This is a genomic window from Pseudomonas sp. NPDC090752 (assembly GCF_055584805.1).
Genome location: NZ_JBVJLI010000023.1, coordinates 24,461 through 49,030, shown reverse-complemented (window position 1 = coordinate 49,030; position 24,570 = coordinate 24,461). Strand labels below are relative to the sequence as shown.

Sequence of the window (24,570 nt, the reverse complement as noted above, 5' to 3'; positions counted from 1 at the left end):
ATGAACCTTTTTGACTTCTTTCGTGGCAGACAGAAACAGACCAGCGCGTCGGTGGCGAAAGAGCGTCTACAGATCATCGTGGCGCATGAGCGCGGCCAGCGCAGCGAACCGGACTACCTGCCGGCGCTGCAGAAAGAACTGCTCGAAGTGATCCGCAAGTATGTGAACATCGGCAACGATGACGTGCACATCGAGCTGGAAAACCAGGGCAGCTGCTCGATCCTGGAGCTGAACATCACCCTGCCTGATCGCTGATTCAGCGACATCAAGCACACCGCAATCCCCTGTGGGAGCGGGCTTGCCCGCGAAGAGGCCGGTACAGGCATTTTCGCGGGGCAAGCCCGCTCCCACAGTGCTTTCTCAGAGATCTCGCAATGCCGCTGTCGAACGTCCACATCCTCCATGAAGATGCCGCCATCCTGGTGGTCAACAAGCCGACCCTGCTGCTGTCGGTGCCAGGCCGTGCCGATGACAACAAGGACTGCCTGATCACCCGCCTGCAGGAAAACGGCTACCCCGATGCGCTGATCGTGCACCGCCTGGACTGGGAAACCTCCGGCATCATCCTGCTGGCCCGCGATGCCGACAGCCACCGCGAGCTGTCACGCCAGTTCCACGACCGCGAGACCGAGAAAGCCTACACCGCGCTGTGCTGGGGCCAACCGGCGCTGGACAGCGGCAGCATCGACCTGCCGCTGCGCTACGACCCGCCAACCAAGCCTCGGCATGTGGTGGACCACGAGCAGGGCAAGCATGCCCTGACTTTCTGGCGCATCCTCGAACGCTACGGCGATTACTGCCGGGTCGAGCTGACGCCGATCACCGGGCGTTCGCACCAGTTGCGTGTGCACATGCTGTCGATCGGGCATCCGCTGCTGGGCGACCGCTTGTATGCCAATCCCGAGGCGCTGGCGGCGCATGAGCGGTTGTGCCTGCATGCGGCGATGCTGAGCTTTACCCACCCGGTTTCCGGGGAGCGGTTGAAGTTCGAGTGCCCGGCACCGTTTTGAAACTGGCTGTGCCGGCCTCTTCGCGGGCAAGCCCGCTCCCACAGAGGTCGACACAATTTGTCGACTTAATACGCTAAACTCGCGCCACTGCTGTTTGGAGTGAGTTATGCGCGAAGCACTGAATACCGGCCTGATCGATTTCCTCAAGGCCTCCCCCACGCCCTTCCACGCCACCGCCAGCCTGGCCCAGCGCCTCGAGGCTGCCGGTTACCAGCGCCTGGACGAGCGTGACAGCTGGGCCACGGTGCCTGGCGGTCGCTACTACGTCACCCGCAACGATTCTTCGATCATCGCCATCAAGCTGGGTAAGCAAGCGCCGCTGCAGGGTGGCATCCGCATGGTCGGTGCGCACACCGACAGCCCGTGCCTGCGGGTCAAGCCGCAACCCGAGCTGCAGCGCCAGGGCTTCCTGCAACTGGGCGTGGAAGTGTATGGCGGCGCGCTGCTGGCGCCGTGGTTCGACCGCGACCTATCGCTGGCTGGCCGGGTCACTTTCCGCCGCGACGGCAAGGTCGAAAGCCAGCTGATCGACTTCAAGCTGCCGATTGCCATCATTCCCAACCTGGCCATCCACCTCAACCGCACCGCCAATGAAGGCTGGATGATCAACCCGCAGACCGAGCTGCCGCCCATCCTGGCCCAGGTCGCTGGCGACGAGCGCATCGACTTCCGCGCCCTGCTCACCGAGCAGCTGGCCCGCGAGCACCAGCTCAATGCTGACGTTGTGCTCGATTACGAGCTGAGCTTCTACGACACCCAGGACGCTGCACAGATCGGCTTGCACGGCGACTTCATCGCCGGCGCGCGCCTGGACAACCTGCTGTCGTGCTACGCCGGCCTGCAGGCAATCCTGGCCGCCGACAGTGATGAGACCTGCGTGCTGGTGTGCAACGACCACGAAGAAGTCGGCAGCAGCTCGGCCTGCGGCGCCGACGGCCCGATGCTCGAACAGACCTTGCAACGCCTGCTGCCGGACGGCGACGCCTACGTGCGCACCATTCAGCGTTCGCTGATGGTGTCGGCCGACAACGCCCACGGCGTGCACCCCAACTACGCCGACAAGCACGACGGCAACCACGGGCCCAAACTCAACGCCGGGCCGGTGATCAAGGTCAACAACAACCAGCGCTACGCCACCAACAGTGAAACCGCCGGATTCTTCCGCCACCTGTGCATGGCCGAAGAAGTGCCGGTGCAGAGCTTCGTGGTGCGCAGCGATATGGGCTGCGGCTCGACCATCGGCCCGATCACCGCCAGCCACCTGGGCGTGCGCACGGTCGACATCGGCTTGCCGACCTTTGCCATGCATTCGATTCGTGAGCTGTGTGGCAGCCATGACCTGGCGCATCTGGTGAAGGTGTTGACGGCGTTCTATCGGTCGCGCGAGTTGCCTTGATTTGATCTAGACAGTACCGGCCTCTTCGCGGGGCGAGCCCGCTCCCACAGGTTATATGCCAGGCCATGTGGGAGCGGGCTTGCCCCGCGAAAGGGCCGGCACTGACACCCCACCTGCCCAGGATCAATCCCGCTTCGCTTGCCACCCGCTATGCTTAGTACATGGCCCCTCGCAAAAGGATTGCTGTCCATGTCCCCCTTCCTGTCCCTGTTCGTACCGGTGTTCCTGTTCCTGATGCTGCTGACCATCGGCTTCAGCCTGCGCGAGCGCAACATCGGCGTACTGATGATGTGGATCGGCACCCTGGGCATCTTCGGCCTCACCTGCTGGAAGATCCTGGAGAAACTGCCCACATAAACCTCTACACTCGGCCAATCGTTTGACCTGAGGTAGATTCCCCGGTGCCAGCCTTCCTGCGTTGCCTTGCCCTATTGCTGTTTCTGTTCACCTTCCCGGCCCACGCTGCCGGCCTGCCGAGCCTGTTGGGCTCCAGCGCGCCCGCCCAGCCCGAAGCCACCGAACCGCTGGGCAAGTCGCTGGACGAGGTGATCAAGAACCTGGAAAACGACCAGCAACGGGCCAAGTTGCTCGCTGACCTGAAGAAACTGCGCGACGCCACCAAACAATCGCAACCGACCGTCGAACAGGGCGTGCTGGGCCTGATCGGCGGCGCATTGCATGACTTCGAGAAGCAGTTCAGCGGTGATGCCAGCCCATTCCACCGCTGGTCGATGGAAATCGACCAGGCCCAGGCCGAACTGCTGGACCTGGTGGTACCGGTGCATCAATGGCCAGCGATCCTGTTCGGCTTCGCCGCGATCATCGCCGTGTGGAGCCTGCTGGCCTATGCCTTCAACTGGATCGGCCACCGCGTGCGTGTGCGTTTTGGTCTGACTGAAGAGCTGCCCCAACACCCGCGCACCTGGGACCTGCTGCGCTTCGCCCTGCGCAAGCTCGGGCCGTGGCTGGTGGCATTGGTGTTCACGGTGTACCTGAGCTTCGCCCTGCCCTCCTCGCTGGGCAAGTCGATGGCCATGGTGCTGGCCTACGCGCTGGTGGTCGGCACCTGCTTCTCGGCCATCTGCGTGATTGCCTTCTCGCTGCTCGATGGTCCGCACCGCCACCGCGCATTGCATATCCTGCGCCATCAGGCCTTCCGCCCGCTGTGGCTGATCGGCAGCTTCGCCGCCTTTGGCGAAGCGATGAGCGACCCACGCATGCTGGTCGCCCTGGGCACCCACCTGGCACACGCCCTGGCCACCCTGGCCAACGTCATCGCCGCGCTGTGCACCGGGCTGTTCATCCTGCGCTTCAGGCGGCCAATTGCCCACCTGATCCGCAACCAACCCCTGGCGCGGCGCCTGACCCGGCGCACGCTCAGCGACACCATCGAGATCCTCGGCAGCTTCTGGTTCATTCCGGCGCTGATCCTGGTGGCGATCTCGCTGTTCGCCACCTTCGTGTCCGCTGGCGACACCAGCACCGCCCTGCGCCAGTCACTGATGTGTACGGTATTGGTGGTGGTGTGCATGGTGCTCAACGGCCTGGTACGCCGCCACGCCGCCCACCCCAAGCGCGCCAACAAGCGCCAGGCGGTGTACGCCGAGCGTCTGCGCAACTTCGGCTACCTGCTGGTGCACCTGTTCATCTGGCTGGTGTTCATCGAACTGGGCCTGCGCGTGTGGGGCCAGTCGATGATCAGCTTCGCCGAAGGTGACGGCCATGAAGTCAGCCTGCGCCTGCTGGGCCTGGCCGGCACGCTGATCGTCGCCTGGCTGGTGTGGATTCTCGCCGACACCGCCGTGCACCATGCGCTGGTGCGGTCGCGCCGGGGCCTGGCCAACGCCCGTGCGCAAACCATGATGCCGCTGATCCGCAACGTCCTGTTCGTGTTCATCTTCATCATCGCGGTGATCGTCGCCCTGGCCAACATGGGCATGAACGTCACGCCGCTGCTGGCCGGTGCCGGCGTGATCGGCCTGGCCATCGGTTTTGGCGCGCAGTCGCTGGTCGCCGACCTGATCACCGGCTTGTTCATCATCATCGAGGACTCGCTGGCCATCGACGACTATGTCGATGTCGGTGGTCACCTGGGCACGGTCGAGGGCCTGACCATCCGCACCGTGCGCCTGCGCGACATCGACGGCATCGTGCACACCATCCCGTTCAGCGAAATCAAGAGCATCAAGAACTACTCGCGTGAGTTCGGCTATGCGATCTTCCGGGTGGCCATCCCGCACAGCATGAACATCGACCAGGCCATTACGCTGATCCGCGAAGTGGGGCAGAAGCTGCGCAATGACCCGCTGATGCGCCGCAACATCTGGTCGCCGCTGGAACTGCAAGGGGTCGAGAGCTTCGAGTCGGGCTCGGCCATCTTGCGTGCGCGCTTCAAGACCGCACCGATCAAGCAGTGGGAAGTGTCGCGGGCCTTCAACCTGGCCTTGAAGCGGCAGCTGGATGAGGCAGGGTTGGACTTGGCGACACCGCGCCTGTCGGTGCAGGTGGTGACGGCGGGCGGCGGTGGCCTGGCCGAAGCTGGCAAACCTGCCAGCTAGGGCTCAGCCCGCCTGGGCGCAGATGCGGATCGCATCATGCCGCCAATACTCCAGGTCACAGTCGATCAGATGCCCATGCTGGTCACTGTTGACCCGGGTGATATGCAGCCCGGGGCTGCCCGTGGACACCTTCAATGCCGCTGCCGCGTCCATCGGCAGCGCCGTCGGCAGTATCTCGAAACACACCTGGCCATAGCCGATGCCGTACACCCGCCCATAAATCTCGGTCAGCGACTGCGCCAGATCTTGTTCAAGAATCGCCGGGAAATACCTCGGGTTGAGGTAATGCTCGGCATACAGCACCGCCCGCCCGTCGATACGACGTAGCCGGCAGATGCGCACCACACTGGACAACGCGGGCAGGTGCAAACGCGCGCAGACTGCAGCTGACGCTGGCTGCAGCCTGGCCGAAAGCAACTCGGTGGTTGCCACCCGCCCCTGATCCCGCACCATGGCATGAAAGTGGCTACGCTCGATCAGGTCGTAGGTCAGCCGCTCGGGCGCGACGAACCAGCCGCGCCGTTCTTCGCGGTAGATCAATCCCTGCGCCTCCAGCTGCGCCAGTGCCTCGCGCAGAGTGATGCGCGTGGTATCGAACACTTCACTGAGCTTGCGTTCGGCAGGCAGCTTGCCGCCCGGCGCCAGCAAGCCGTGCTCGATCTGCTCCTGCAGGGCATGGCAGATAGCTGTTACCGCACGCGGTGGCGTCGACTGCATCAAGGGTTACCTATCTGGACTAGTCCAGCCCCACTACAGGGCACTTGGAGAATAGTGCAAGCCTAGGCAGGGCTGATGAACATCCTGTGACAAACCTTCTGCGCACCCCGGCTAGATTCGCGCCAACCCCGATAAATCGGGCCTTTCGATCTGGTCTACGCTGTATTTCCAGGGCTTTCCCTACATCAAACTGTCACGCAATCGGTCTACCTTGGCGCAAGGTTTGCTGAACTAGACCAACAACGATCGCGCAAGGCACCCACCAAGGAGCTTCGGATGAAAAAGTTGTTCATGGCGTCACTGCTCGGCTCGGCCATCACCCTGTGTACTTCGGCCATGGCCGCCGGCCCCGACCTCAAGGCCCTGGAAGACGCCGCCCGCAAGGAAGGCACCCTCAACAGCGTGGGCATGCCCGATGCCTGGGCCAACTGGAAAGGCACCTGGGACGACCTGGCCAGCCAATATGGCCTCAAGCACAGTGACACCGACATGAGCTCGGCCCAGGAAATCGCCAAGTTCGAAGCCGAAAAGGACAACGCCAGCGCTGACATCGGTGACGTCGGTGCCGCCTTCGGCCCGATTGCCGTGGCCAAGGGCGTCAGTCAGCCGTACAAGCCAAGCACCTGGGACCAAGTGCCGGCATGGGCCAAGGACCAGGACGGGCACTGGGCGCTGGCCTATACCGGCACCATCGCGTTTATCATCAACAAGGACCTGGTCAAGGAAGAGGACCGCCCGACAACCTGGCACGACCTGGAAAAGGGCAAGTACAAGGTCGCCATCGGTGACGTCGGTACGGCGGCCCAGGCAGCCAACGGCGTGCTGGCCGCTGCGATTGCCTACAAAGGCGACGAGAGCAATATCGAGCCAGGCCTGCAGCTGTTTACCAAACTGGCCCAGCAGAAGCGCCTGTCGCTGGCCAACCCGACCATCCAGACCATCGAGAAGGGTGAGGTGGAAGTCGGCGTGGTGTGGGACTTCAACGGCCTGAGCTACCGTGATCAGATCGACCCCAAGCGCTTCGAAGTGCTGATCCCATCGGACGGTTCGGTCACCTCGGGCTACACCACCATCATCAACAAGTACGCCAAGCATCCGAACGCGGCGAAGCTGGCGCGCGAGTACATCTTCAGCGATGCCGGGCAGATCAACCTGGCCAAGGGGCATGCCCGACCGATCCGTGCCGAGCACCTGAAACTGCCGGCGGATGTACAGGCCAAGTTGCTGCCTAACGAGCAATACGGGGCCGCTCAGCCAATCAAGAATGCCGAGGCCTGGGAAGCGACCTCCAAGGCGCTGCCGCAGAAGTGGCAGGAGCAAGTGATCATCGAGATGGAATGAGGGGCTAGATTTTTGTAGCGCCTGATCCGGCCCTTTCGCGGGCAAGCCCGCTCCCACAGGTTCATCACAAGTCTTGAATCTTGTGCGGTACCTGTGGGAGCGGGCTTGCCCGCGAAGAGGCCAACGCGGTTCAAGACTGGAGCCACTATGCAACACAACGTCATCCTGGTCCTGCTCGACGGCCTCAACCACCAGGTCGCGCACCACGCCATGGGCCACCTGCACGCCTACGTCGAGGCCGACCGCGCCGCGCTCTACCGCGTGGAATGCGAGCTACCATCGCTGTCGCGGCCGCTGTACGAGTGTATCCTCACCGGCGTCGCGCCGATCGACAGCGGTATCGTGCACAACAACATCAACCGTCTGTCCAACCAGCGCAGCGTGTTCCACTACGCCCGCGAAGCCAATCTGGGCACGGCCGCAGCGGCCTATCACTGGATGAGCGAACTGTACAACCGCTCGCCCTTCGACCCGCAGCGCGACCGCCATACCCACGCGCCCAAGCTGCCAATACAGCACGGCCTGTTCTACTGGGACGACCGCTACCCCGATTCACACCTGCTGGCCGACGCCGAGTACCTGCGCCGCCGCCACGCACCGAACTTCCTGCTGGTGCACCCGATGAGCATCGACGACACCGGCCACCGCCACGGCCTGGACAGCAGCCAGTACCGCAACGCCGCGCGCAGTGCCGACATCCTGCTGGCCGACTACTTGCCGCGCTGGCTCGAAGAGGGTTACCAGGTGCTGGTCACCGCCGACCACGGCATGAACAACGACCGCTCGCACAATGGCCTGCTGGCCGAGGAGCGCGAGGTGCCGCTGTTCGTGTTCGGCAATGCATTCAGCCTCGACCCCGCCGCCAAGCCGCTGCAGACCGAACTGTGCGGCACCATTTGCGAGCTGCTCGGCGTGCCCCACGACAAGACCGTCTGCCGGGAGCTGCTCAAGTGAGTGCCAGGAGCCGCGCCCTGGCCATGCTCTGCCTGCTCCCATTCGCCGTGTTCTTCGTCATCTTCCAGATCGCCCCGCTGGCCTGGGTGGCGATCAACAGCCTGCAGTCGGAGGCCGGCTGGGGCGTGGAAAACTTCACCAAGGTGTTCGCCTCCAAGTTCTACCTGCAGGCGCTGCAACGCAGCCTGGAGATCAGCTTCTGGTCGAGCCTGTTCGGCATCGTCATCGCCACCCTCGGAGCCTACTCGCTGCGCCAGGTGGATTCTCGCCTGCGCGACTTCGTCAGTGCGTTCGCCAACATGACCAGCAACTTCTCCGGGGTGCCGCTGGCCTTCGCCTTCATCATCCTGCTCGGCTTCAACGGCGCGCTGACCCTGCTGCTCAAGCAGATCGGCCTGCTGGAAGACTTCAGCATCTATTCGAAAAGCGGCCTGATCCTGGTGTACACCTACTTCCAGATCCCGCTCGGCGTGCTGCTGCTCTACCCCGCCTTCGACGCCCTGCGCGAAGACTGGCGCGAGTCGGCCGCGCTGCTCGGCGCCAGCCACTGGCAATACTGGCGGCACATCGGCCTGCCGGTGCTGACCCCGGCACTGCTCGGCACTTTCGTCATCCTTCTGGCCAACGCCCTGGGGGCCTACGCCACTGTATATGCGCTGACTACCGGCAACTTCAACGTGCTGCCGATCCGCATTGCCGGGCTGGTGGCGGGTGACATCAGCCTCGATCCCAACCTGGCCAGCGCCCTGGCGATGGTCCTGGTGGGGCTGATGACGCTGGTCACGGTGGTCCATCAGTGGCTGCTGAAGAGGAGCTACCATGCGCGCTGAAGCCAACGCCGGCAGTCTGTACCACCGCGTGGTGGTGTACTTGCTGTTTCTGATCCTGCTACTGCCGCTGGCCGGCACCCTGCTCTACTCGCTGGCCACCAGCTGGTCCGCCAGCCTGCTGCCCAGCGGCCTGACCCTGAAGTGGTACGTGGCGCTGTGGAGCGAGCCGCGCTTTCTCGTCGCCTTCGGCCAGTCGCTGCTGGTGTGCATGGGTGCGCTGCTGCTGTCGGTGGTGCTGATCCTGCCGCTGTTGTTCGTGGTGCACTACCACTTCCCTAAGCTCGATGCGCTGATGAACATCCTCATCTTGCTGCCGTTCGCGGTGCCGCCGGTGGTGTCGTCGGTGGGCCTGCTGCAGCTTTACGGCAGCGGACCGATGGCCATGGTCGGCACGCCGTGGATCCTGATCGGCTGCTACTTCACCATCGCCTTGCCGTTCATGTACCGGGCGATTACCAACAACCTGCAGGCGATCAACCTGCGCGACCTGATGGACGCCGCCCAACTGCTTGGCGCCAGCACCTGGCAGGCGGCGTTCCTGGTGGTGCTGCCGAACCTGCGCAAGGGCCTGATGGTGGCGCTGCTGCTGTCGTTCTCGTTCCTGTTTGGCGAGTTCGTGTTCGCCAACCTGCTGGTCGGCACCCGCTACGAGACCCTGCAGGTGTACCTGAACAACATGCGCAACAGCAGCGGCCACTTCAACAGTGCGCTGGTGATCTCGTACTTCGCCTTCGTGCTGGTGCTGACCTGGGTCGCCAACCGTTTGAACAAGGACAAGACCTGACATGAGCTTCGTCAGCGTACAAAAACTGCACAAGCGCTATGCCGGCACGCCAGTGTTCGAGAACATCGACTGCCAGATCGAACGCGGCGAATTCGTCACCCTGCTCGGCCCGTCTGGCTGCGGCAAATCCACCCTGCTGCGTTGCATCGCCGGGCTGACACCAGTGGATGGCGGGCAGATTCTCCTCGACGGCCAGGATATCGTGCCGGTCAGCCCGCAGAAGCGCGGCATCGGCATGGTGTTCCAGAGTTACGCACTGTTCCCCAACATGACCGTGGAGCAGAATGTCGCCTTCGGCCTGCGCATGCAGAAGGTCAAGGCTGACGAGAGTCGGGCACGCGTGCGAGAGGCCCTGGAGCTGGTTGAGCTGGGCAGCTTTGCCGGGCGCTACCCGCACCAGCTGTCGGGTGGTCAATGCCAGCGCGTGGCCCTGGCCCGTTCGCTGGTCACCCGCCCACGCCTGCTGTTGCTCGACGAGCCGCTGTCGGCGCTGGACGCGCGCATCCGCAAGCACTTGCGCGAGCAGATTCGCGCGATTCAACGCGAGCTGGGGCTGACCACCATATTCGTCACCCATGATCAGGAAGAAGCACTGACGATGTCCGATCGCATCTTTCTGATGAACCAGGGGCGCATCGTCCAGAGCGGCGACGCCGAAACCCTCTACACCGCGCCGGTGGACCTGTTCGCCGCCGGCTTTATCGGCAACTACAACCTGCTCGACCCAGACAGCGCCAGCCGCCTGCTGCAGCGCCCGGTGACCAGCCGCCTGGCGATTCGGCCAGAGTCGATCACCTTGGGCCGCGAGGGTGAACTGGACGGTGAAGTGCGCAGCCACAGCCTGCTTGGCAACGTGATCCGCTACCGGGTGCGGGTGCGCGACGTGGAGCTGGTGGTCGACGTGCTCAACCGCTCATCGGCCGACCTGCACGCGGATGGCCAGCGGGTATCCTTGTCGATCGACCCCACGGCGCTACGGGAAGTGGCCTAAGGAGATTCAACGCATGGCACTGGCAATTTTCGACCTCGACGAAACCCTCATCCACGGCGACTGTGCGTCTCTGTGGAGCGAACAGATGGCGCGCCTGGGCTGGGTCGACGGCAAAGAATTCTTACGCCGCGATCATGAATTGATGGAGGCGTATGGCAAAGGCCATCTGGCGATGGAGGACTACATGGCCTTCAGCCTGGAGCCGATTGCCGGGCGCACACTGGAAGAGGTCGAGCATCTGGTTGAGCCCTGGGTCGAGGATGTGATCGAGCCGATCATCTTCGGCGACGCCTGCCGCTGCATCGCCGAACATCGCAAGCGTGGGGACCGTATCCTGATCATCTCGGCGAGCGGCACGCACCTGGTCGGGCCGATTGCAGCGCGGCTGGGCGTGGATGAATACCTGGCGATCGAGCTGGAGGCGGTGAACGGGGTGTATACCGGCAGGACCCACGGGGTGCTGACTTACCGTGAAGGCAAGATCACCCGGTTACTGGAGTGGCTGGATCAGCAACAGGAGAATCTGGAAGGGGCGAGTTTCTATTCCGACTCCCGGAATGATTTGCCGTTGCTGCTGAAGGTGGATCATCCGCATGTGGTGAACCCGGATGCGGTGTTGAGGGAACATGCCGAGAACAATGGGTGGCCCATTCTGAGCTGGAGCTGAAATAAGCGACGCATGGACCGGCCCTTTCGCGGGCAAGCCCGCTCCCACAGTCACCCCTCAGGATTTGAAGCCTGTAGTGCACCTGTGGGAGCGGGCTTGCCTGCGAAAGGGCCAGGCCTGCTTACGCCAGGCTCGGGTCGATCACCATCACCAGCTTGCCCGACACCTGATTGCTCTCAAGCGCGGCATACGCTGCCTGGGCGAACGCCACCGGGTAGGTGTCCACCAACTGCGGCGACAAGCGCCCTTCGGCAAACAGCGGCCACACCTGCTGCAGCAACTCGCGCAACAACTCGGCCTTGAACCCGTCATCCCGGTTGCGCAGCGTTGAACCGGTGATTTCCAGCCGCTTGCCCAGCACCTGCGCCAGGTCCAGCTCAAACGTGCGCCCGCCCATCAGGCCAATGATCACCCAGCGCCCGTCACGCGCCAGCAGCTTGAGGTTGAGCGGCCCGTAACTGGCGCCCACCGGGTCGAGGATCACGTCGAACGGCCCGAAACCTTCCAGCGCTTCGAGGTTCTCGTTGCGCACCACACCACCCGCAGCGCCCAGCGCCTCGCAGTACGCCAGACGATCCTGCGAACCGACGCTGACATAGACCGGGTTGGCAAATGCCTTGCACAGCTGGATCGCCGCCGAGCCGACACCACTGGCGCCTGCGTGCACCAGCACCTTCTCCCCAGCCTTAACCTTGCCCAGCTGGAAAATGTTCAACCATGCCGTGGCATAGACCTCGGGCAGCGCCGCCGCTTCATGCAGGCTCAAGCCTTCAGGCACAGGCAGTACATGGCGTGCATCCACCACCACTTCCTCGGCCATCGCCCCACTGGCCAGCAGTGCACAGACCCTGTCACCCACACGCCAGTCGGCGCCGGCGCCCACTTCTTCGATAATGCCCGCGCACTCCAGGCCCATATAGGGGCTGGCGCCAGGCGGCGGCGGGTACAGGCCCTTCATCTGCAATAGGTCGGCGCGATTGAGTCCCGCAGCGGCCACTCGAATGCGTACCTGGCCGGCGTCAAGGGCCGGGCGCTCGGCCTCGACCCACTCCACATGTCCGTGTTCGCCTTGCAATGCCTTCACAGTGCCTCCATAGTTGAATCACATGACTGAGCCTGGGGAACCCTCGCCCCGGGCTTTTTGCAGTATTTGTCCGGCTCCATGGAACCGGCAACGGAAAAGACGGCCTACTATGCGTGATCAATTGCCTCCACGTCGAATCAGCATGAAGCATTTCCTCCCTAGCACCGCCCTGGCCCTGATGATTGGCCTGGGTAGCCTCACGCTCGGCGGCAATGCGGCGGCCGCCAACAAGTGGGACAGCCTGCAGCCGGACCGTGACGAAATCGTCGCCAGCCTTAATGTGGTGGAGCTGCTCAAGCGTCACCATTACAGCAAGCCGCCGCTCGATGACGCCCGCTCGGTGATCATCTACGACAGCTACATCAAGCTGCTGGACCCGGCGCGCAGCTACTTCACCGCAGCCGACATCGCCGAGTTCGACAAGTGGAAGACGCAGTTCGACGACTTCCTCAAAAGCGGCAACCTCGACCCTGGCTTCACCATCTACAAACGCTACCTCGACCGCGTCAAGCAACGCCTGGACTTTGCCCTCGCCGAGCTGAACAAGGGCGTCGACAAGATGGATTTCACCACCAAGGAAACCTTGCTGATCGACCGCAAGGACGCACCGTGGCTGAAAAACCAGGCCGAGCTCGATGACCTGTGGCGCAAACGCGTCAAGGACGAAGTGTTGCGCCAGAAGATCGCCGGCAAAGAGCCCAAGCAGATCCAGGAAACCCTGACCAAGCGCTACAAGAACCAGCTGTCGCGCCTGGATCAGACCCGTGCCGAGGATATCTTCCAGGCTTACATCAATACCTTCGCCCAGTCCTACGACCCGCACACCAACTACCTGTCGCCGGACAACGCCGAGAACTTCGACATCAACATGAGCCTGTCGCTCGAAGGCATCGGCGCGGTGCTGCAAAGCGACAACGACCAGGTCAAGATCGTTCGCCTGGTGCCGGCAGGCCCTGCGGCGAAGACCAAGCAGGTGGCCCCGGCCGACAAGATCATCGGCGTGGCCCAGGGCAACAAGGAAATGGTCGACGTGGTCGGCTGGCGCCTGGACGAAGTGGTCAAGCTGATCCGTGGCCCGAAAGGCTCGGTAGTGCGCCTGGAAATCATCCCGGCCAGCAATGCCCCGAGCGACCAGACCAGCAAGATCGTCGCGATCACCCGCGAGGCGGTCAAGCTCGAAGAGCAGGCGGCGAAGAAGTCAGTACTCAAGCTCAAGCAGGCCGGCCGTGACTACAAGCTGGGCATCATCGAGATCCCGGCCTTCTACCTGGACTTCAAGGCCTACCGTGCCGGCGATCCTGAGTACAAGAGCACCACCCGTGATGTGAAAAAGCTGCTCACCGAGCTGCAGAAGGAAAAAGTCGACGGCGTGGTCATCGACCTGCGCAACAACGGCGGCGGCTCCCTGCAGGAAGCCACCGAGCTGACCAGCCTGTTCATCGAGAAAGGCCCGACCGTGCTGGTGCGTAACAGCGACGGCCGCGTCGACGTGCTCGAAGACGAAAACCCCGGCGCCTTCTACAAAGGCCCGCTGGCGCTGCTGGTCAACCGCCTCTCGGCCTCGGCTTCGGAGATCTTCGCCGGTGCCATGCAGGACTACCACCGCGCCCTGATCATCGGCGGCCAGACCTTCGGCAAAGGTACCGTGCAGACCATCCAGCCGCTCAACCATGGCGAGCTGAAGCTGACCCTGGCCAAGTTCTACCGGGTTTCCGGGCAGAGCACCCAGCACCAGGGTGTACTGCCGGACATCGACTACCCGTCGATCATCGACACCAAGGAAATCGGCGAAAGCGCCCTGCCCGAAGCCATGCCATGGGACACCATTCGCCCAGTGGTCAAGCCGGCGGCCGACCCGTTCAAGCCGTTCCTGGCCCAGCTCAAGGCGCAGCATGAAGCGCGCAGCGACAAGGACGCGGAGTTCACCTACATCCGTGATCGCCTGGCGCTGACCAAGAAATTGATGGACGAAAAGACCGTCAGCCTCAACGAGCAAGACCGCCGCGCCCGTCATGATGAGATCGAAGGCAAGCAACTGGCGCTGGAAAACATCCGCCGCAAGGCCAAGGGTGAGGAGCCGTTGAAAGAGTTGAAGAAAGAGGACGAAGACGCCCTGCCGACCGAGGATGAAAATACCAAGCCGGAAGACGATGCGTACTTGTCCGAGACTGGGCGTATTCTGATTGACTACCTGAGTGCGAGCACCAAGGTGGCCAAGCAGTAATCGGCCATTGCGTCAGGGTGAAAATGAAGGGCCGGGCATGTGAATGCCCGGCCCTTTCTTTATTGAGTCCACCACCTACCCGGTGGGAGCAACTGTCTTCCACAAAACTTAAAAAGCTGCGCGATCCCTGTGGGCACGAGCTTCGCCCGTGTTCGCGGGACAAGCCCGCTCCCACAGGGATCGCGCAGTTTTCTAAGTGTGAGCAAGACAGTGCTCCCACAGAGTCTCGCTTAATCAGGCAACCTCGGGATAAGCGTACTCAAACACCCGCACCACCTCCGAGGCATGCCACGAGGCCGCCTCCATGCCGTCCATCGTGCAGCTGGGTGCTGGGCGTGCTCGGACTAGGATCAATCGCGGATTTTTTCAGCGAGGGTTTGCCGCGTATTGCTGATCACTACCTGACAGGTATCAATATTGCCTGGGAAGGGCCACGTGGCGATGAAGGTCTGCAGCCACTTAGCCAAGATGACCCATTGGCCCAGACTCGAGCGGCGCACTACATAGCACTAGGCCATGTTGAAGTAATCGGTCTGCTGTTGTCGAGCATCGTAGCTTACCTGACTAGAGGCCGCGGAGATGTCAAAGCTCTTGCCGAAGAAATGCGAATCAGTGCTAAAGGCAATCGGCTGGGCCAATGGATAATCAAACACGAAGATGAGCTAAAAAAACATCCACAACTCAACAACTCCGCTCCCCACAACAACCCCGCCACCACGGACATACCAACCAAATCGCACTCTGCTAATGAAACACTTAGTTCAGCACATAAAACATTAGGCGGACAAAAGGTCGAAGCACTCTCAACGGCTGCAAATAACCTTGACCCAGCTGACAAACAGGGAAGGCTAACTTTTGCTGGCAGAGCGTTACAAAAACATGCCAGTCGCGAAGGTAGCGCATTCCCCCAAATCAAAGGGAATCAGGAAACCCTCAACGCTCACGGACTAGCCGTAATCAATCAAATACTTAACAATCCTGCTTCAACTGCGACAAATAAAGTTACTGGTAGATTTGGGAACGTAACTGATATAGTCGCGCCGGACGGTCGGCGAGTACGTTATTCCGACACTGGAAAATTCATCGGTCTTTTGGAACCAGTAAAACCATGAATAAATTGAGTTCAATGATCTCGAGCCCGTCAGATCGGGAAAACATCGTAGTGGAAATTTGGTCGGGTGATCACCAAGTCGCCGAGGTGTCTCGGGAGCCCGGGTACCCTTGTGAAATTGAAATTTTTCCACCTGCTGCAGATTCCTGCTGGAATTTCGAGCTCGATGAATTCAGGGCCCTTCTTAATGAGGCGGCTAAGACATTGAGTGCGCAGGATACAGACTGATTAGATCGAGCACCGCGCGTGCGGAGCTCAATCTAAAGAACACCGAAAAACCATCGGAGACACGCCCTCCCCGTTCAAGCAACCTCGGGATACGCGTACTCAAACACCCGCACCACCTCCGAAGCATGCCATGAAGCCGCCTCCATGCCGTCTACCGGCCCAGAAAAGCGCCCCAGGCGCTCCACGCATTCGAAGAAGCCGGTACGCGGCAAGCGGCTGGCACCCTGGCTGATCACCAGCGAGCTGCGCAGCGGTTGCTCGGCGCGGGCATCGAGCACCGCCAGATACTCCAGCGCGGCCGTCAGGGTCTGCATGGCCGGCGTGGGCAATTGCAGGCGCTCGATCAGCGCACGGTAAGTCAGCAAGTGGCGTTGACGGCGGGCCAGGTCAAGCTCATCCAGCAGGCTCTGCCAATGCTGTCGGCTGATCCTGACCTGGCTCATGACGGCTCGCTCCAGCCCGCCACACCCAAGTGCCAGGCCAGGGCACGGCGAATCGCGTCGCCCGGCTCCCGCTCGCCCGATTCGATCATAACCAGATAAGCCGGGCTGACACCGACATTGCGCGCCAGCTGCTCGGCATCGATGCCTTTGGCCTTACGCAACTGCGCCACTTCGCTGAACGCAGGCAAGCTCACGTCTGCAGCTTTTTGATCGTCTGTTGCACCAATCGCCTCAACTGGCGCCTGCCCGGCCGCCTTGAGCAACGCTTGGTACTGTTCCCAGGGAACGACGGCGTACTCGGGCTGACCGTCCCGGCTAATGACCTGAATACCCATAACAACCCCCTAACGTAGGATTACGGCATGTAATCCGTAGGCATAATCCTTATGCCAATTATATTACCAAGCGCGGGAGTCTGTGGGGATCTGCTCGCTTTCAGTGCGTTTTACGTTCCAGACGCAAGGCTTCCGGCGTATCCGGCAGGCGTTCGACCACGCGCAGGTGCTCTGGCGCCTGGCTGTCACGCCAGGCCTTGAAGCGCGCCAGTTCGTCGGACACGGTCTTCAGCACCCAGCCGAGCACGGCGATGTCATCGAGAAAACCTACGCCCAGCAACCAGTCGGGGATCGCATCGATGGGGCTGACGAAGTACAGCAGACCAGCGACAATGGTCACCAGGGCCTTGGGGCTGATGGCGCGGTACTCACCGCGCCACCAGGCCAGGCACAACGACTGCAGCAGCTTGATGTCTTCGCGCAGCTGGCCCAGCCGCGGGCCCTTGCGGGCGACAGCGAACAGCAGGGCCGGCAGCCGGCCACGGCTGAGCAGGCGTTCGGCCAGGGGCAGGAAGCGGGCGAAATTCCAGGGTGCGCTCATGGAGCCTCCAGCAAGGGAAGGTTATCCACATTTATTGTGGATAACCTTGTGAACAGGGCGGAGTTTCTGACGGCAGGCGCCCACAAGGCAAGGGCCCCGGTCAGATCGGGCGTTTTTTACACAACCGTTTCAAATGCGCAAACGATTTGCGCTGCCTTACCTCGGACACTATCAGGGTCATGAGGTTCGGCCCAGTACCTGGCGCAGAAATGACAACGCCCCGTAGAGACGGGGCGTTGTGCAGGTACCGGCCAGTATTACTTGGCAGGTGCTTCAGCTGGGGCTTCAGCCTCTGGCGCGTCGCCTTGCAGCTGGGCCGGGTCCTTGATGGCGATCAGTTCCAGATCGAACACCAGCACCGAGTTGGCCGGGATCAGCGGGCTTGGGCTCTGCGCGCCGTAAGCCAGTTCAGCCGGGATGAACAGCTTGTACTTCTCGCCAACGTGCATCAGTTGCAGGCCTTCAACCCAGCCTGGGATCACGCCACTAACAGGCAGATCGATCGGGCTGCCGCGCTCTACCGAGCTGTCGAACACCTTTCCATCGGTCAGCTTGCCTTCGTAGTGGACAGTGACCACGTCGGTCGGCTTGGGCTGCGGGCCGTCGGCCTTCTTGACCACTTCGTACTGCAGGCCCGAAGCAGTGGTGACCACGCCTGGCTTCTTGGCGTTTTCTTCAAGGAATTTCTTGCCGGCGGTGGCAGCTTCTTCGCTGGCCTTGGCCAGGCGCTCCTCGGCGCGTTTCTGAAGCGCGGTGAAGGCTTCTACCAGCTCTTCATCCTTGATGCGCTGTTCTTTCTTGGTGACGGCGTCTTCGATGCCGAGGGCGACGGCTTTGGAATCAAGGTCTTCCATGCCTTCCTGAGCCAGGCTCTTGCCCATGTTCAGGCCGATACCGTAGGAGGCTTTCTGTGCCGGAGTCTTCAGCTCGGGGCTGCTGGCTTGTTGGTCGCAGCCAGCCAATACCAGGCCTACCAGGGCAACCGCAGCCGCCAGACGATGCTGTTTCATGCTATTTCCTTGTTCATGCGCCATGTGGGCAATCAGGGTAAAGCCGCGAGCTTATCAGGCGGCCATTACCAATGGCTACCGGCATAAGAGCGGGTTCTGATAAGGAAGTTCAGTACTTAAAAGCGAATTCATCCACGCTTTACAGCCATTGGCCAGTATTGACCCTTCATCGCGCTTTTGCCCGGAATTTGTGGCGATTTATGTCTGCAGGTTCTGAGCCGCCGCTCAGGGGTAATCTCCCTCGCGGTATTGCCCCGCTACCTCGCGCAACACATCGCACACCCACTGCCCTGGCACACTCTGTGGTAACGCGGCGTTGCGACAGATGCCCACCGAGCCCCCCGGCTCGCGGACACCCAAGTCCAACTCGGCCAACTCGCCACGACGCAGATCGAGCAGCACCGCATCACGTGGCGCCACCCACAGTGCATCGCTGCCTAGCAGGTAGCGACGGCTCAGCGCCAGTGAAAGGGTTTCCAGGCGCTGCGCTGGGAGCGGGATGCCGCACTGCACGAACAGGCTGTCGGCGTGCTGGCGAATGGTCGTGCCGGGCGGCGGCAGTACCAGTGGATAGCGCCCTACACGCGCTCGCTCTACGGGCGTGCTGGCCAGCAACGGATGCCCGGGGCGCACCACCAGGGCCATCGACTCGCTGTACAGGTGCTCGAACGACAACCCCTGAATCTGCGGGCTGTCGGTCATGCGCCCGACCACCAGTTCCAGCTCGCCCAGGCGCAGTTGCCCAAGCAGCTGCGCACTGGCCCCGGTCACCACGCTGATCAGCAACGCTTCATGGCGTTGGTGCAGGCGGCACAGGACTTCGGGCATCAGCAGGCCTTCAACCGTCGACAGCACGCCGATGCGTACCTGCGATGGCGCCCGCGCCTCACCACGCAGGCTGTTCACGCCATCGCGCAGGGCCTGCACGCTGGGCCCGGCATAGCGCATGAAACGGGTGCCGGCCGGGGTCAGCTCGACGCCCTGGCGGCTGCGCTCGAACAGGCGCGCCTCGAGCAAATCCTCGAGTTCCTTGAGGGTCTTGGAAATCGCTGGCTGGCTGATCGCCAGAATATCGGCCGCCCTGGCCAGGCTGCCCTGCCGGGCAATCTCCAGGAAACACAGCAGGTGGCGGTACTTGATGCGGGTGTCGAGGTTCATGCCGGCAAGCTTACCGCATCGCCACCTGCGGCGTATCCGGGTCGCGTTGCTGGCGGCGGAATTGCCCCGGTGGCAAGCCGTGAATCTGCCGGAAGCGCCGGGAAAAATAGGCTTCGTCGGCGAAGCCGCACAGGCGCGCCACCTCCCCCACCGGTCGGCTGCCATTAAGCAGGTAATTGCGCGCCGCGTGCATGCGCCGCTCCAGCACCAGCTCGCTGAAAGTCTTGCCGATTTCCTTGCGCAGCCAGTGGGTCAAGTAAGTGGGCGACAGGTAGGTCGCGGCCGCGACTTTATGCAGGTTGAGATCGGGGTCATCAATATGCCCGCGCAGATACTCGCTCATGCGCCCGAGCGCGGCGCGGCGGCTGAGCTGTGCGGCGTTGTTGTCGGCCAGTTCGCGCAAGGGTTCGGCGTACAGGCCGCAGACCTGACCGATCAACTGCAGCAGCAGGCCTTTGAGGATTTCGCGGCTACCGAAGCGGCGGTTGGCATCCAGCTCGCGCATCTGCGTCAGCAAGCGCTGAATGTCGGCGAAATCGGCTTCGTCTAAGCAGAAGTCGAGGTGCTCCTGGAAGCGGAAAGGTGACAGCTCGGGCGCCTGCAGGATCGAGACTTCCTCCAGGTCCATCGGGTCGCAGGCCAGGTGCGGCAGCAGGAAGGTCTGGGAAAAGTTGATCACCACAAAATCGCTGTCGGCCGGGTGCGGTATCACATGCACCCGATGCGGCAGGATGAACGCCAGGGTGTTGCGGCGGAACGGTCGCTGCACGTTGCCGATGTGCTGCACCGTGTCGCCGCCGAAATTGACCTGGATCTGGAAATACTCATGGCGATGTGGCGCGGTCTCGGCGGGGCGGCCGCGCTGGTCGCGGATATAGAAATCCATCAGCTCGCTGCGCTGCTGCATGAGATAGGTCGGCACCTCGCGCTTGGGGGGCATGGGCAATCTCCAGAATCGGGGCTTTAAGTTGTACGACGTCCAAACTCTGCAATTTAACCCCGTCTGCAAAAACCGATGCAACAGCAAATCGCTACAGCCCTCTAGAATTAAGACACTCCGCAAATTATCGAGGCAAACCCCCGCCCCTGGGTTTTCTTGGACAGCACGACTCTACCCCGCCATGGGTGAAAAAAACGGTCTAAAACCCCCGTTGCTTTCACGCTGTTGTACGACCACCTTAGAAAAGGGACTGCAGCCCAACCTCTACCAACAACAACAAACGAGGTCGACTCATGTCGAGCACGCCTACCCCCCGCGCCGCGTCGTCGTACGCGCTGGACGCGGCCCCTGCCCAGCGCCTGCCCACCCGCCGCCGCTGGTTCATGCTGTCGCTGCTGCTGGTGGCGACCATCATCAACTACGTCGACCGGGTCAATATCTCCATCGCCGCGCCGTTCATGGCCAAGGACCTGGGCCTGGACAAAGTCGAGATGGGCCTGATCTTCTCCGCCTTCGCCTGGACCTACGCCCTGGCACTGGTGCCAGCCGGCTTCATCGCCGACCGCTTCGGCTCGCGCCTGACCTACGGCGTGTCGCTGATCAGCTGGTCGGCGGTCACCGTCGCCCAGGGCCTGGCCAGCGGCTTCGCCTCGCTGTTTGGCCTGCGCCTGGCGGTCGGTGCCATGGAAGCACCGGCCTTTCCCGCCAACAGCCGCGCGGTCACGGTGTGGTTCCCGGCGCGAGAGCGTGGCATGGCCAGCAGCATCTACGTGTGCGGCCAGTACCTGGGCACTGCGTTGTTCACCGGTGCCCTGCTGTGGCTGGCCACCACCTACGACTGGCGCCATGTGTTCTACAGCACTGGCGTGGTCGGCATCGTGTTTGGCGTGGTGTGGCTGTTCCTGTACCGCGACCCGCTGAACTGCAAGAAGGTCAGCAAGGAAGAGCTGGCCTACATCGAAAACGGCGGCGGGCTGGTGAAAAGCAGCCAGCAACGCACCCGCTTCGACTGGCGCCAAGTGGCCGAACTGTTCCGCTACCGTCAGGTGTGGGCAATCTGCCTGGGCAAATTCGCCAGCACCTCGGCGTTGTACTTCTTCCTCACCTGGTTCCCGACCTATCTGATCGAAGAACGCCAGCTGACCCTGATCAAGGTCGGCATCTTCGCCGTGATGCCGTTCATTGGCGCCACGGTCGGCATCCTCCTCGCCGGGATCGTTTCCGACCTGCTGATCCGCAAGGGCTATTCGCTGTCGTTCGCCCGCAAGCTGCCGCTGGTGGTGGGTTCGATGCTGGGCATGTCGATCGTGCTGGTGAACTTCACCGATTCCAATGTGCTGTGCATTGCCATTCTCACCCTGGCGTTCTTCGCCCAAGGCATCGCCTCGTCGTCGTGGGCGGCCGTGTCGGAAGTCGCGCCCAAGGAGCTGATCGGTTTGACCGGTGGCGTCACCAGCCTGGCGGCCAACATCGGCGGCATTGTCACGCCGATCGTGATTGGCGCGATCGTGCAGGCCAGTGGCTCGTTCGCCCTGGCGTTCTGGTTCATCGGCGCAGTGGCCTTGATGGGCACCCTGTCGTACTCGCTGCTGCTCGGCAAGCTGTTCCGCATCGAACTGAAGACGTCGGCATGAGCCTCGATATCTCCAAGCCAAGCCCGTTTTCGTCCAACTTTGCCCACCCGCTGCTGGCTACGCTGGGCACTCCCGTACGGAGGATCCACCCATGACCTACCTGTTCAACCCGCCCGCCGTCGTCAGTCTGCCGATCCTTGGCGACACTGCGCGCTTCCCGGTCGGCCGGGTGTTCTGCCTGGGCCGCAACTACCCCTGGCCCGAGTCCGCAGGCCCGGCGCCGCGCGAGCCGGTGTTCTTCATGAAGCCCGCGAGCAATGTGGTCGAGGCGTTGGGCGAACTGCCCTTCCCGCCGCAGACCGACGAGTTTTGCCATGAAATCGAGCTGGTGGTGGCGATTGCCAAAGGCGGCGCCGACATCGCTCCTGAGCACGCGCTAGAGCACGTCTTCGGCTTCGCCGCCGGCCTCGACCTGACCCGCCGCGACCGCCAGCGCCAGGCCAAAAGCGAGGGCCTGCCATGGGAGGGCGCCAAAGTGTTCGAGGCCTCGGCGCCGATGACCGCCATCGCCCCCGCCAGCCAGTTGCCGTGGCCACTGGACGCCTCGCTGTGGCTGCAGGTCAACGGCCAGGAGCGCCAGCGTGCGCACCTGAGCCAGCAGACCTGGCCACTGGCCGAGGTGATCAGCCGGCTGTCCCGGCAACTGCCGCTGCGCCCGGGTGACCTGATCATGACCGGCAGCCCGCCCGGCGTGGCGCCGCTGAACCCGGGTGACCTGATCCATGCCGGCATCGACGGCATCGGCGAGCTGCACCTGCGCGTCGGCCCACGCCCCGCCGGCCAACCCGCCAATGCAGCCTGACCCCCTGGAGTCCTGAGATGAGCCAACACAAGAAAATCGCCCTGGTCACCGGCGCGGGCAGTGGCATTGGCCGCGCAGTCGCCCTCGCCCTGCTGCAGGATGGCTTCAGCCTGGTGCTCGCCGGGCGCCGCGCTGAGCCGTTGCAAGCGCTGGTCGAGCAGGCCCAGGCCGCCGGCGGCGAAGCCCTGGCGGTGCCCACCGACGTACGCGATGAGCAGAGCGTCGCGCAGCTGTTCGCCACCATCGAAGAGGTGCATGGCCGCCTCGACGTGATCTTCAACAATGCCGGCGTCAATGCCCCGGCCGTGCCGATCGACGAGCTGCCTCTGGAAAACTGGCGCAACGTCATCGCCACCAACGTCGACGGTGTATTCCTCTGCGCCCGCGCCGCCTTCGGCCTGATGCGCCGTCAGCAGCCACAGGGTGGGCGGATCATCAACAACGGCTCGATCTCGGCGCACACCCCGCGCCCGTTCACCGCGCCCTACACCGCCAGCAAACACGCGGTGCTGGGCCTGACCAAGGCCTTGGCCCTGGACGGCCGCCCCTACAACATCGTGTGCAGCCAGGTAGACATCGGCAACGCCCTGACCGAGCTGTCCGAACGCATGACCCGGGGCGTGCGCCAGGCCAATGGCGAGATCGCTGCCGAACCGATGCTCGATGTGCGCCATGTGGCCGACGCGGTGCGCTACATCGCCGCGCTGCCGCTGGACGCCAACGTGCTGAACATGACCGTGATGGCCAGCAACATGCCCTTTGTCGGCCGTGGCTGACCCCTGCCTCGAATGGAGTACTCGATGAAACCTGAAGTCCTGCAACTGAGCCCGATCCTCATCCCGGCCATCCGCGAACGCCTGGAAGCGCTGTTCACCGTGCACCGCTACTACGAGCAGGCCGACAAGGATGCCTATGTCAGCCAGCACGGCCCGAACATCCGTGGCGTGATCACTGGCGGCCACACCGGCATCAGCCAGTCGCTGATGGCACGCCTGCCGAAACTTGAAGTGGTGGCGGTCAATGGCGTGGGCACCGACGCGGTGGACCTGGCCTATGCCCGCGACCGCGGCATCCAGGTCACCGCCACTATCGGCGCCCTGACCGAAGACGTCGCCGACCTGGCCATCGGCTTGCTGATCGGCGTATGCCGTGGCATCAGCACGGGCGATCGATTCGTGCGTTCAGGCCAGTGGGCGACCAGCGCCACGCCACTGGCGCCGCTGCCGCTGGCACGTCAGGTGTCGGGCATGCGCGTGGGGATCGTCGGTATGGGCCGGGTGGGCCGTGCGGTGGCCCAGCGGGCCGCGGCGTTTGGCTGTCCGATTCGCTATACCGACCTGCAGGCGCTGGATGTGCCTTACGGGTTCGAGGCGGATCTGCTGCAGTTGGCCAAGGACAGCGATGCGCTGATCCTGGCGGCGGCAGCGGACAAAGGTGAGGCCCTGATCAACCGCGAGGTTCTCCAGGCGCTGGGCGCTGAGGGCTACCTGATCAATATCGCGCGCGGCAAGCTGGTGGATGAACCGGCGTTGATCGCGGCACTCGAAGCCGGTGAAATCGCAGGGGCGGCGCTGGATGTGTTCGCCGATGAGCCGCGTGTGCCAGAGGCGCTGTTCGAGCGTGAGGATGTGCTGTTGCAGCCGCATCGGGCCAGTGCCACGGTGCAGACCCGCACGCGCATGGGGGAAATGGTGGTGGCTAGCCTGGTGGATGTGTTTGCTGGGCGTGAGCCACAGGGGTTGGTGATCTAAGTAGCCTGTGCCGGCCTCTTCGCGGGGCAAGCCCGCTCCCACAGGATCATCACAGTTTCAG

25 protein-coding genes are annotated in these 24,570 nt (G+C 62.9%); 17 read left to right on the top strand and 8 right to left on the bottom strand.

All coding sequences use genetic code 11. The features are described from left to right. The 5 genes from minE (at position 1) to ACZ6YA_RS23540 (ending at position 4,964) form a co-directional block, all read left to right on the top strand. Complete coding sequence (minE, locus tag ACZ6YA_RS23560) at positions 1-255, top strand: cell division topological specificity factor MinE (protein WP_003252572.1); 255 nt, start codon at positions 1-3, stop codon at positions 253-255. Between the two features lie 119 nt (positions 256-374). Beyond that, positions 375-1,010 (top strand): RluA family pseudouridine synthase, encoded by a 636-nt coding sequence (locus ACZ6YA_RS23555; RefSeq protein ID WP_465899898.1) that lies wholly within the window; start codon positions 375-377, stop codon positions 1,008-1,010. Between the two features lie 106 nt (positions 1,011-1,116). Further along, positions 1,117-2,406 carry a M18 family aminopeptidase gene (locus ACZ6YA_RS23550; RefSeq protein ID WP_465899897.1) on the top strand — a complete coding sequence of 430 codons (1,290 nt, stop codon included), beginning with the start codon at positions 1,117-1,119 and terminating at the stop codon, positions 2,404-2,406. 189 nt (positions 2,407-2,595) lie between these two features. Further along, complete coding sequence (locus ACZ6YA_RS23545; RefSeq protein WP_011532728.1) at positions 2,596-2,763, top strand: hypothetical protein; 168 nt, start codon at positions 2,596-2,598, stop codon at positions 2,761-2,763. Positions 2,764-2,807: 44 nt separating this feature from the next. Then, complete coding sequence (locus ACZ6YA_RS23540) at positions 2,808-4,964, top strand: mechanosensitive ion channel family protein (protein ID WP_465899895.1); 2,157 nt, start codon at positions 2,808-2,810, stop codon at positions 4,962-4,964. Between the two features lie 3 nt (positions 4,965-4,967). On the opposite strand, the gene ACZ6YA_RS23535 is transcribed toward ACZ6YA_RS23540, so the two are convergent. Further along, positions 4,968-5,681 (bottom strand): UTRA domain-containing protein, encoded by a 714-nt coding sequence (locus ACZ6YA_RS23535; protein WP_465899893.1) that lies wholly within the window; start codon positions 5,679-5,681, stop codon positions 4,968-4,970. Positions 5,682-5,957: 276 nt separating this feature from the next. Between ACZ6YA_RS23535 and ACZ6YA_RS23530 the strand changes: the two genes are divergently transcribed. The 6 genes from ACZ6YA_RS23530 (at position 5,958) to ACZ6YA_RS23505 (ending at position 11,248) form a co-directional block, all read left to right on the top strand. Continuing rightward, entirely contained in the window at positions 5,958-7,022 is a 1,065-nt protein-coding gene (locus ACZ6YA_RS23530; RefSeq protein ID WP_465899890.1) for an ABC transporter substrate-binding protein, read from the top strand. Positions 7,023-7,169: 147 nt separating this feature from the next. Beyond that, positions 7,170-7,976, top strand: coding sequence for an alkaline phosphatase family protein (locus tag ACZ6YA_RS23525; protein ID WP_465899889.1), 807 nt, complete (start codon positions 7,170-7,172; stop codon positions 7,974-7,976). Between the two features lie 23 nt (positions 7,977-7,999). Then, positions 8,000-8,806: an ABC transporter permease gene (locus ACZ6YA_RS23520; protein WP_465899935.1), complete on the top strand. Its 807-nt coding sequence runs from the start codon at positions 8,000-8,002 to the stop codon at positions 8,804-8,806. Continuing rightward, the gene (locus ACZ6YA_RS23515) at positions 8,796-9,590 is read left to right on the top strand and encodes an ABC transporter permease (protein WP_465899887.1); all 795 of its coding nucleotides are present in this window, start codon (positions 8,796-8,798) and stop codon (positions 9,588-9,590) included. The genes ACZ6YA_RS23520 and ACZ6YA_RS23515 overlap by 11 nt, the downstream gene beginning before the upstream one ends. Before the next feature lies 1 nt (position 9,591). After that, the gene (locus tag ACZ6YA_RS23510; protein WP_465899885.1) at positions 9,592-10,581 is read left to right on the top strand and encodes an ABC transporter ATP-binding protein; all 990 of its coding nucleotides are present in this window, start codon (positions 9,592-9,594) and stop codon (positions 10,579-10,581) included. A gap of 13 nt (positions 10,582-10,594) precedes the next feature. Then, on the top strand, positions 10,595-11,248 hold the full coding sequence (locus ACZ6YA_RS23505) for an HAD family hydrolase (RefSeq protein WP_465899883.1): 654 nt from the start codon (positions 10,595-10,597) through the stop codon (positions 11,246-11,248). A gap of 121 nt (positions 11,249-11,369) precedes the next feature. Here ACZ6YA_RS23505 and ACZ6YA_RS23500 read toward each other — a convergent pair whose 3' ends face one another. Further along, complete coding sequence (locus ACZ6YA_RS23500) at positions 11,370-12,332, bottom strand: NAD(P)H-quinone oxidoreductase (protein WP_465899881.1); 963 nt, start codon at positions 12,330-12,332, stop codon at positions 11,370-11,372. A gap of 142 nt (positions 12,333-12,474) precedes the next feature. On the opposite strand from ACZ6YA_RS23500, the gene ACZ6YA_RS23495 reads away from it, so the two are divergent. Continuing rightward, positions 12,475-14,556 (top strand): carboxy terminal-processing peptidase, encoded by a 2,082-nt coding sequence (locus ACZ6YA_RS23495; protein ID WP_465899880.1) that lies wholly within the window; start codon positions 12,475-12,477, stop codon positions 14,554-14,556. A gap of 326 nt (positions 14,557-14,882) precedes the next feature. After that, positions 14,883-15,668 carry a DUF6861 domain-containing protein gene (locus ACZ6YA_RS23490; protein ID WP_465899878.1) on the top strand — a complete coding sequence of 262 codons (786 nt, stop codon included), beginning with the start codon at positions 14,883-14,885 and terminating at the stop codon, positions 15,666-15,668. Between the two features lie 301 nt (positions 15,669-15,969). Here ACZ6YA_RS23490 and ACZ6YA_RS23485 read toward each other — a convergent pair whose 3' ends face one another. The 6 genes from ACZ6YA_RS23485 to ACZ6YA_RS23460 form a co-directional block, all read right to left on the bottom strand. After that, the gene (locus ACZ6YA_RS23485; RefSeq protein WP_400802476.1) at positions 15,970-16,338 is read right to left on the bottom strand and encodes a hypothetical protein; all 369 of its coding nucleotides are present in this window, start codon (positions 16,336-16,338) and stop codon (positions 15,970-15,972) included. Further along, on the bottom strand, positions 16,335-16,673 hold the full coding sequence (locus tag ACZ6YA_RS23480) for a helix-turn-helix domain-containing protein (protein WP_465899876.1): 339 nt from the start codon (positions 16,671-16,673) through the stop codon (positions 16,335-16,337). Before ACZ6YA_RS23480 ends, ACZ6YA_RS23485 begins: the two co-directional genes overlap by 4 nt. A 100-nt stretch (positions 16,674-16,773) precedes the next feature. Further along, positions 16,774-17,214, bottom strand: coding sequence for a YkvA family protein (locus ACZ6YA_RS23475; RefSeq protein ID WP_465899874.1), 441 nt, complete (start codon positions 17,212-17,214; stop codon positions 16,774-16,776). A 257-nt stretch (positions 17,215-17,471) separates the two neighbouring features. Beyond that, the gene (locus ACZ6YA_RS23470; protein WP_465899872.1) at positions 17,472-18,224 is read right to left on the bottom strand and encodes an FKBP-type peptidyl-prolyl cis-trans isomerase; all 753 of its coding nucleotides are present in this window, start codon (positions 18,222-18,224) and stop codon (positions 17,472-17,474) included. A gap of 225 nt (positions 18,225-18,449) precedes the next feature. Further along, a complete protein-coding gene (pcaQ, locus tag ACZ6YA_RS23465; protein ID WP_465899870.1) occupies positions 18,450-19,382 on the bottom strand; it encodes a pca operon transcription factor PcaQ in 933 nt (310 codons plus the stop codon). A gap of 10 nt (positions 19,383-19,392) precedes the next feature. Then, entirely contained in the window at positions 19,393-20,322 is a 930-nt protein-coding gene (locus ACZ6YA_RS23460) for a helix-turn-helix transcriptional regulator (protein WP_465899868.1), read from the bottom strand. Between the two features lie 293 nt (positions 20,323-20,615). On the opposite strand from ACZ6YA_RS23460, the gene ACZ6YA_RS23455 reads away from it, so the two are divergent. The 4 genes from ACZ6YA_RS23455 to ACZ6YA_RS23440 all read left to right on the top strand — a co-directional run bounded on the left by ACZ6YA_RS23455 (position 20,616) and on the right by ACZ6YA_RS23440 (position 24,509). Next, positions 20,616-21,956 (top strand): MFS transporter, encoded by a 1,341-nt coding sequence (locus tag ACZ6YA_RS23455; protein WP_465899866.1) that lies wholly within the window; start codon positions 20,616-20,618, stop codon positions 21,954-21,956. 91 nt (positions 21,957-22,047) lie between these two features. Continuing rightward, a complete protein-coding gene (locus ACZ6YA_RS23450) occupies positions 22,048-22,758 on the top strand; it encodes a fumarylacetoacetate hydrolase family protein (RefSeq protein WP_465899865.1) in 711 nt (236 codons plus the stop codon). Positions 22,759-22,775: 17 nt separating this feature from the next. Beyond that, positions 22,776-23,534, top strand: a complete 759-nt coding sequence (locus ACZ6YA_RS23445) for an SDR family oxidoreductase (RefSeq protein WP_465899863.1) — start codon at positions 22,776-22,778, stop codon at positions 23,532-23,534. A gap of 24 nt (positions 23,535-23,558) precedes the next feature. Then, positions 23,559-24,509: a 2-hydroxyacid dehydrogenase gene (locus ACZ6YA_RS23440; protein ID WP_465899861.1), complete on the top strand. Its 951-nt coding sequence runs from the start codon at positions 23,559-23,561 to the stop codon at positions 24,507-24,509. Positions 24,510-24,570: the final 61 nt, after the last annotated feature.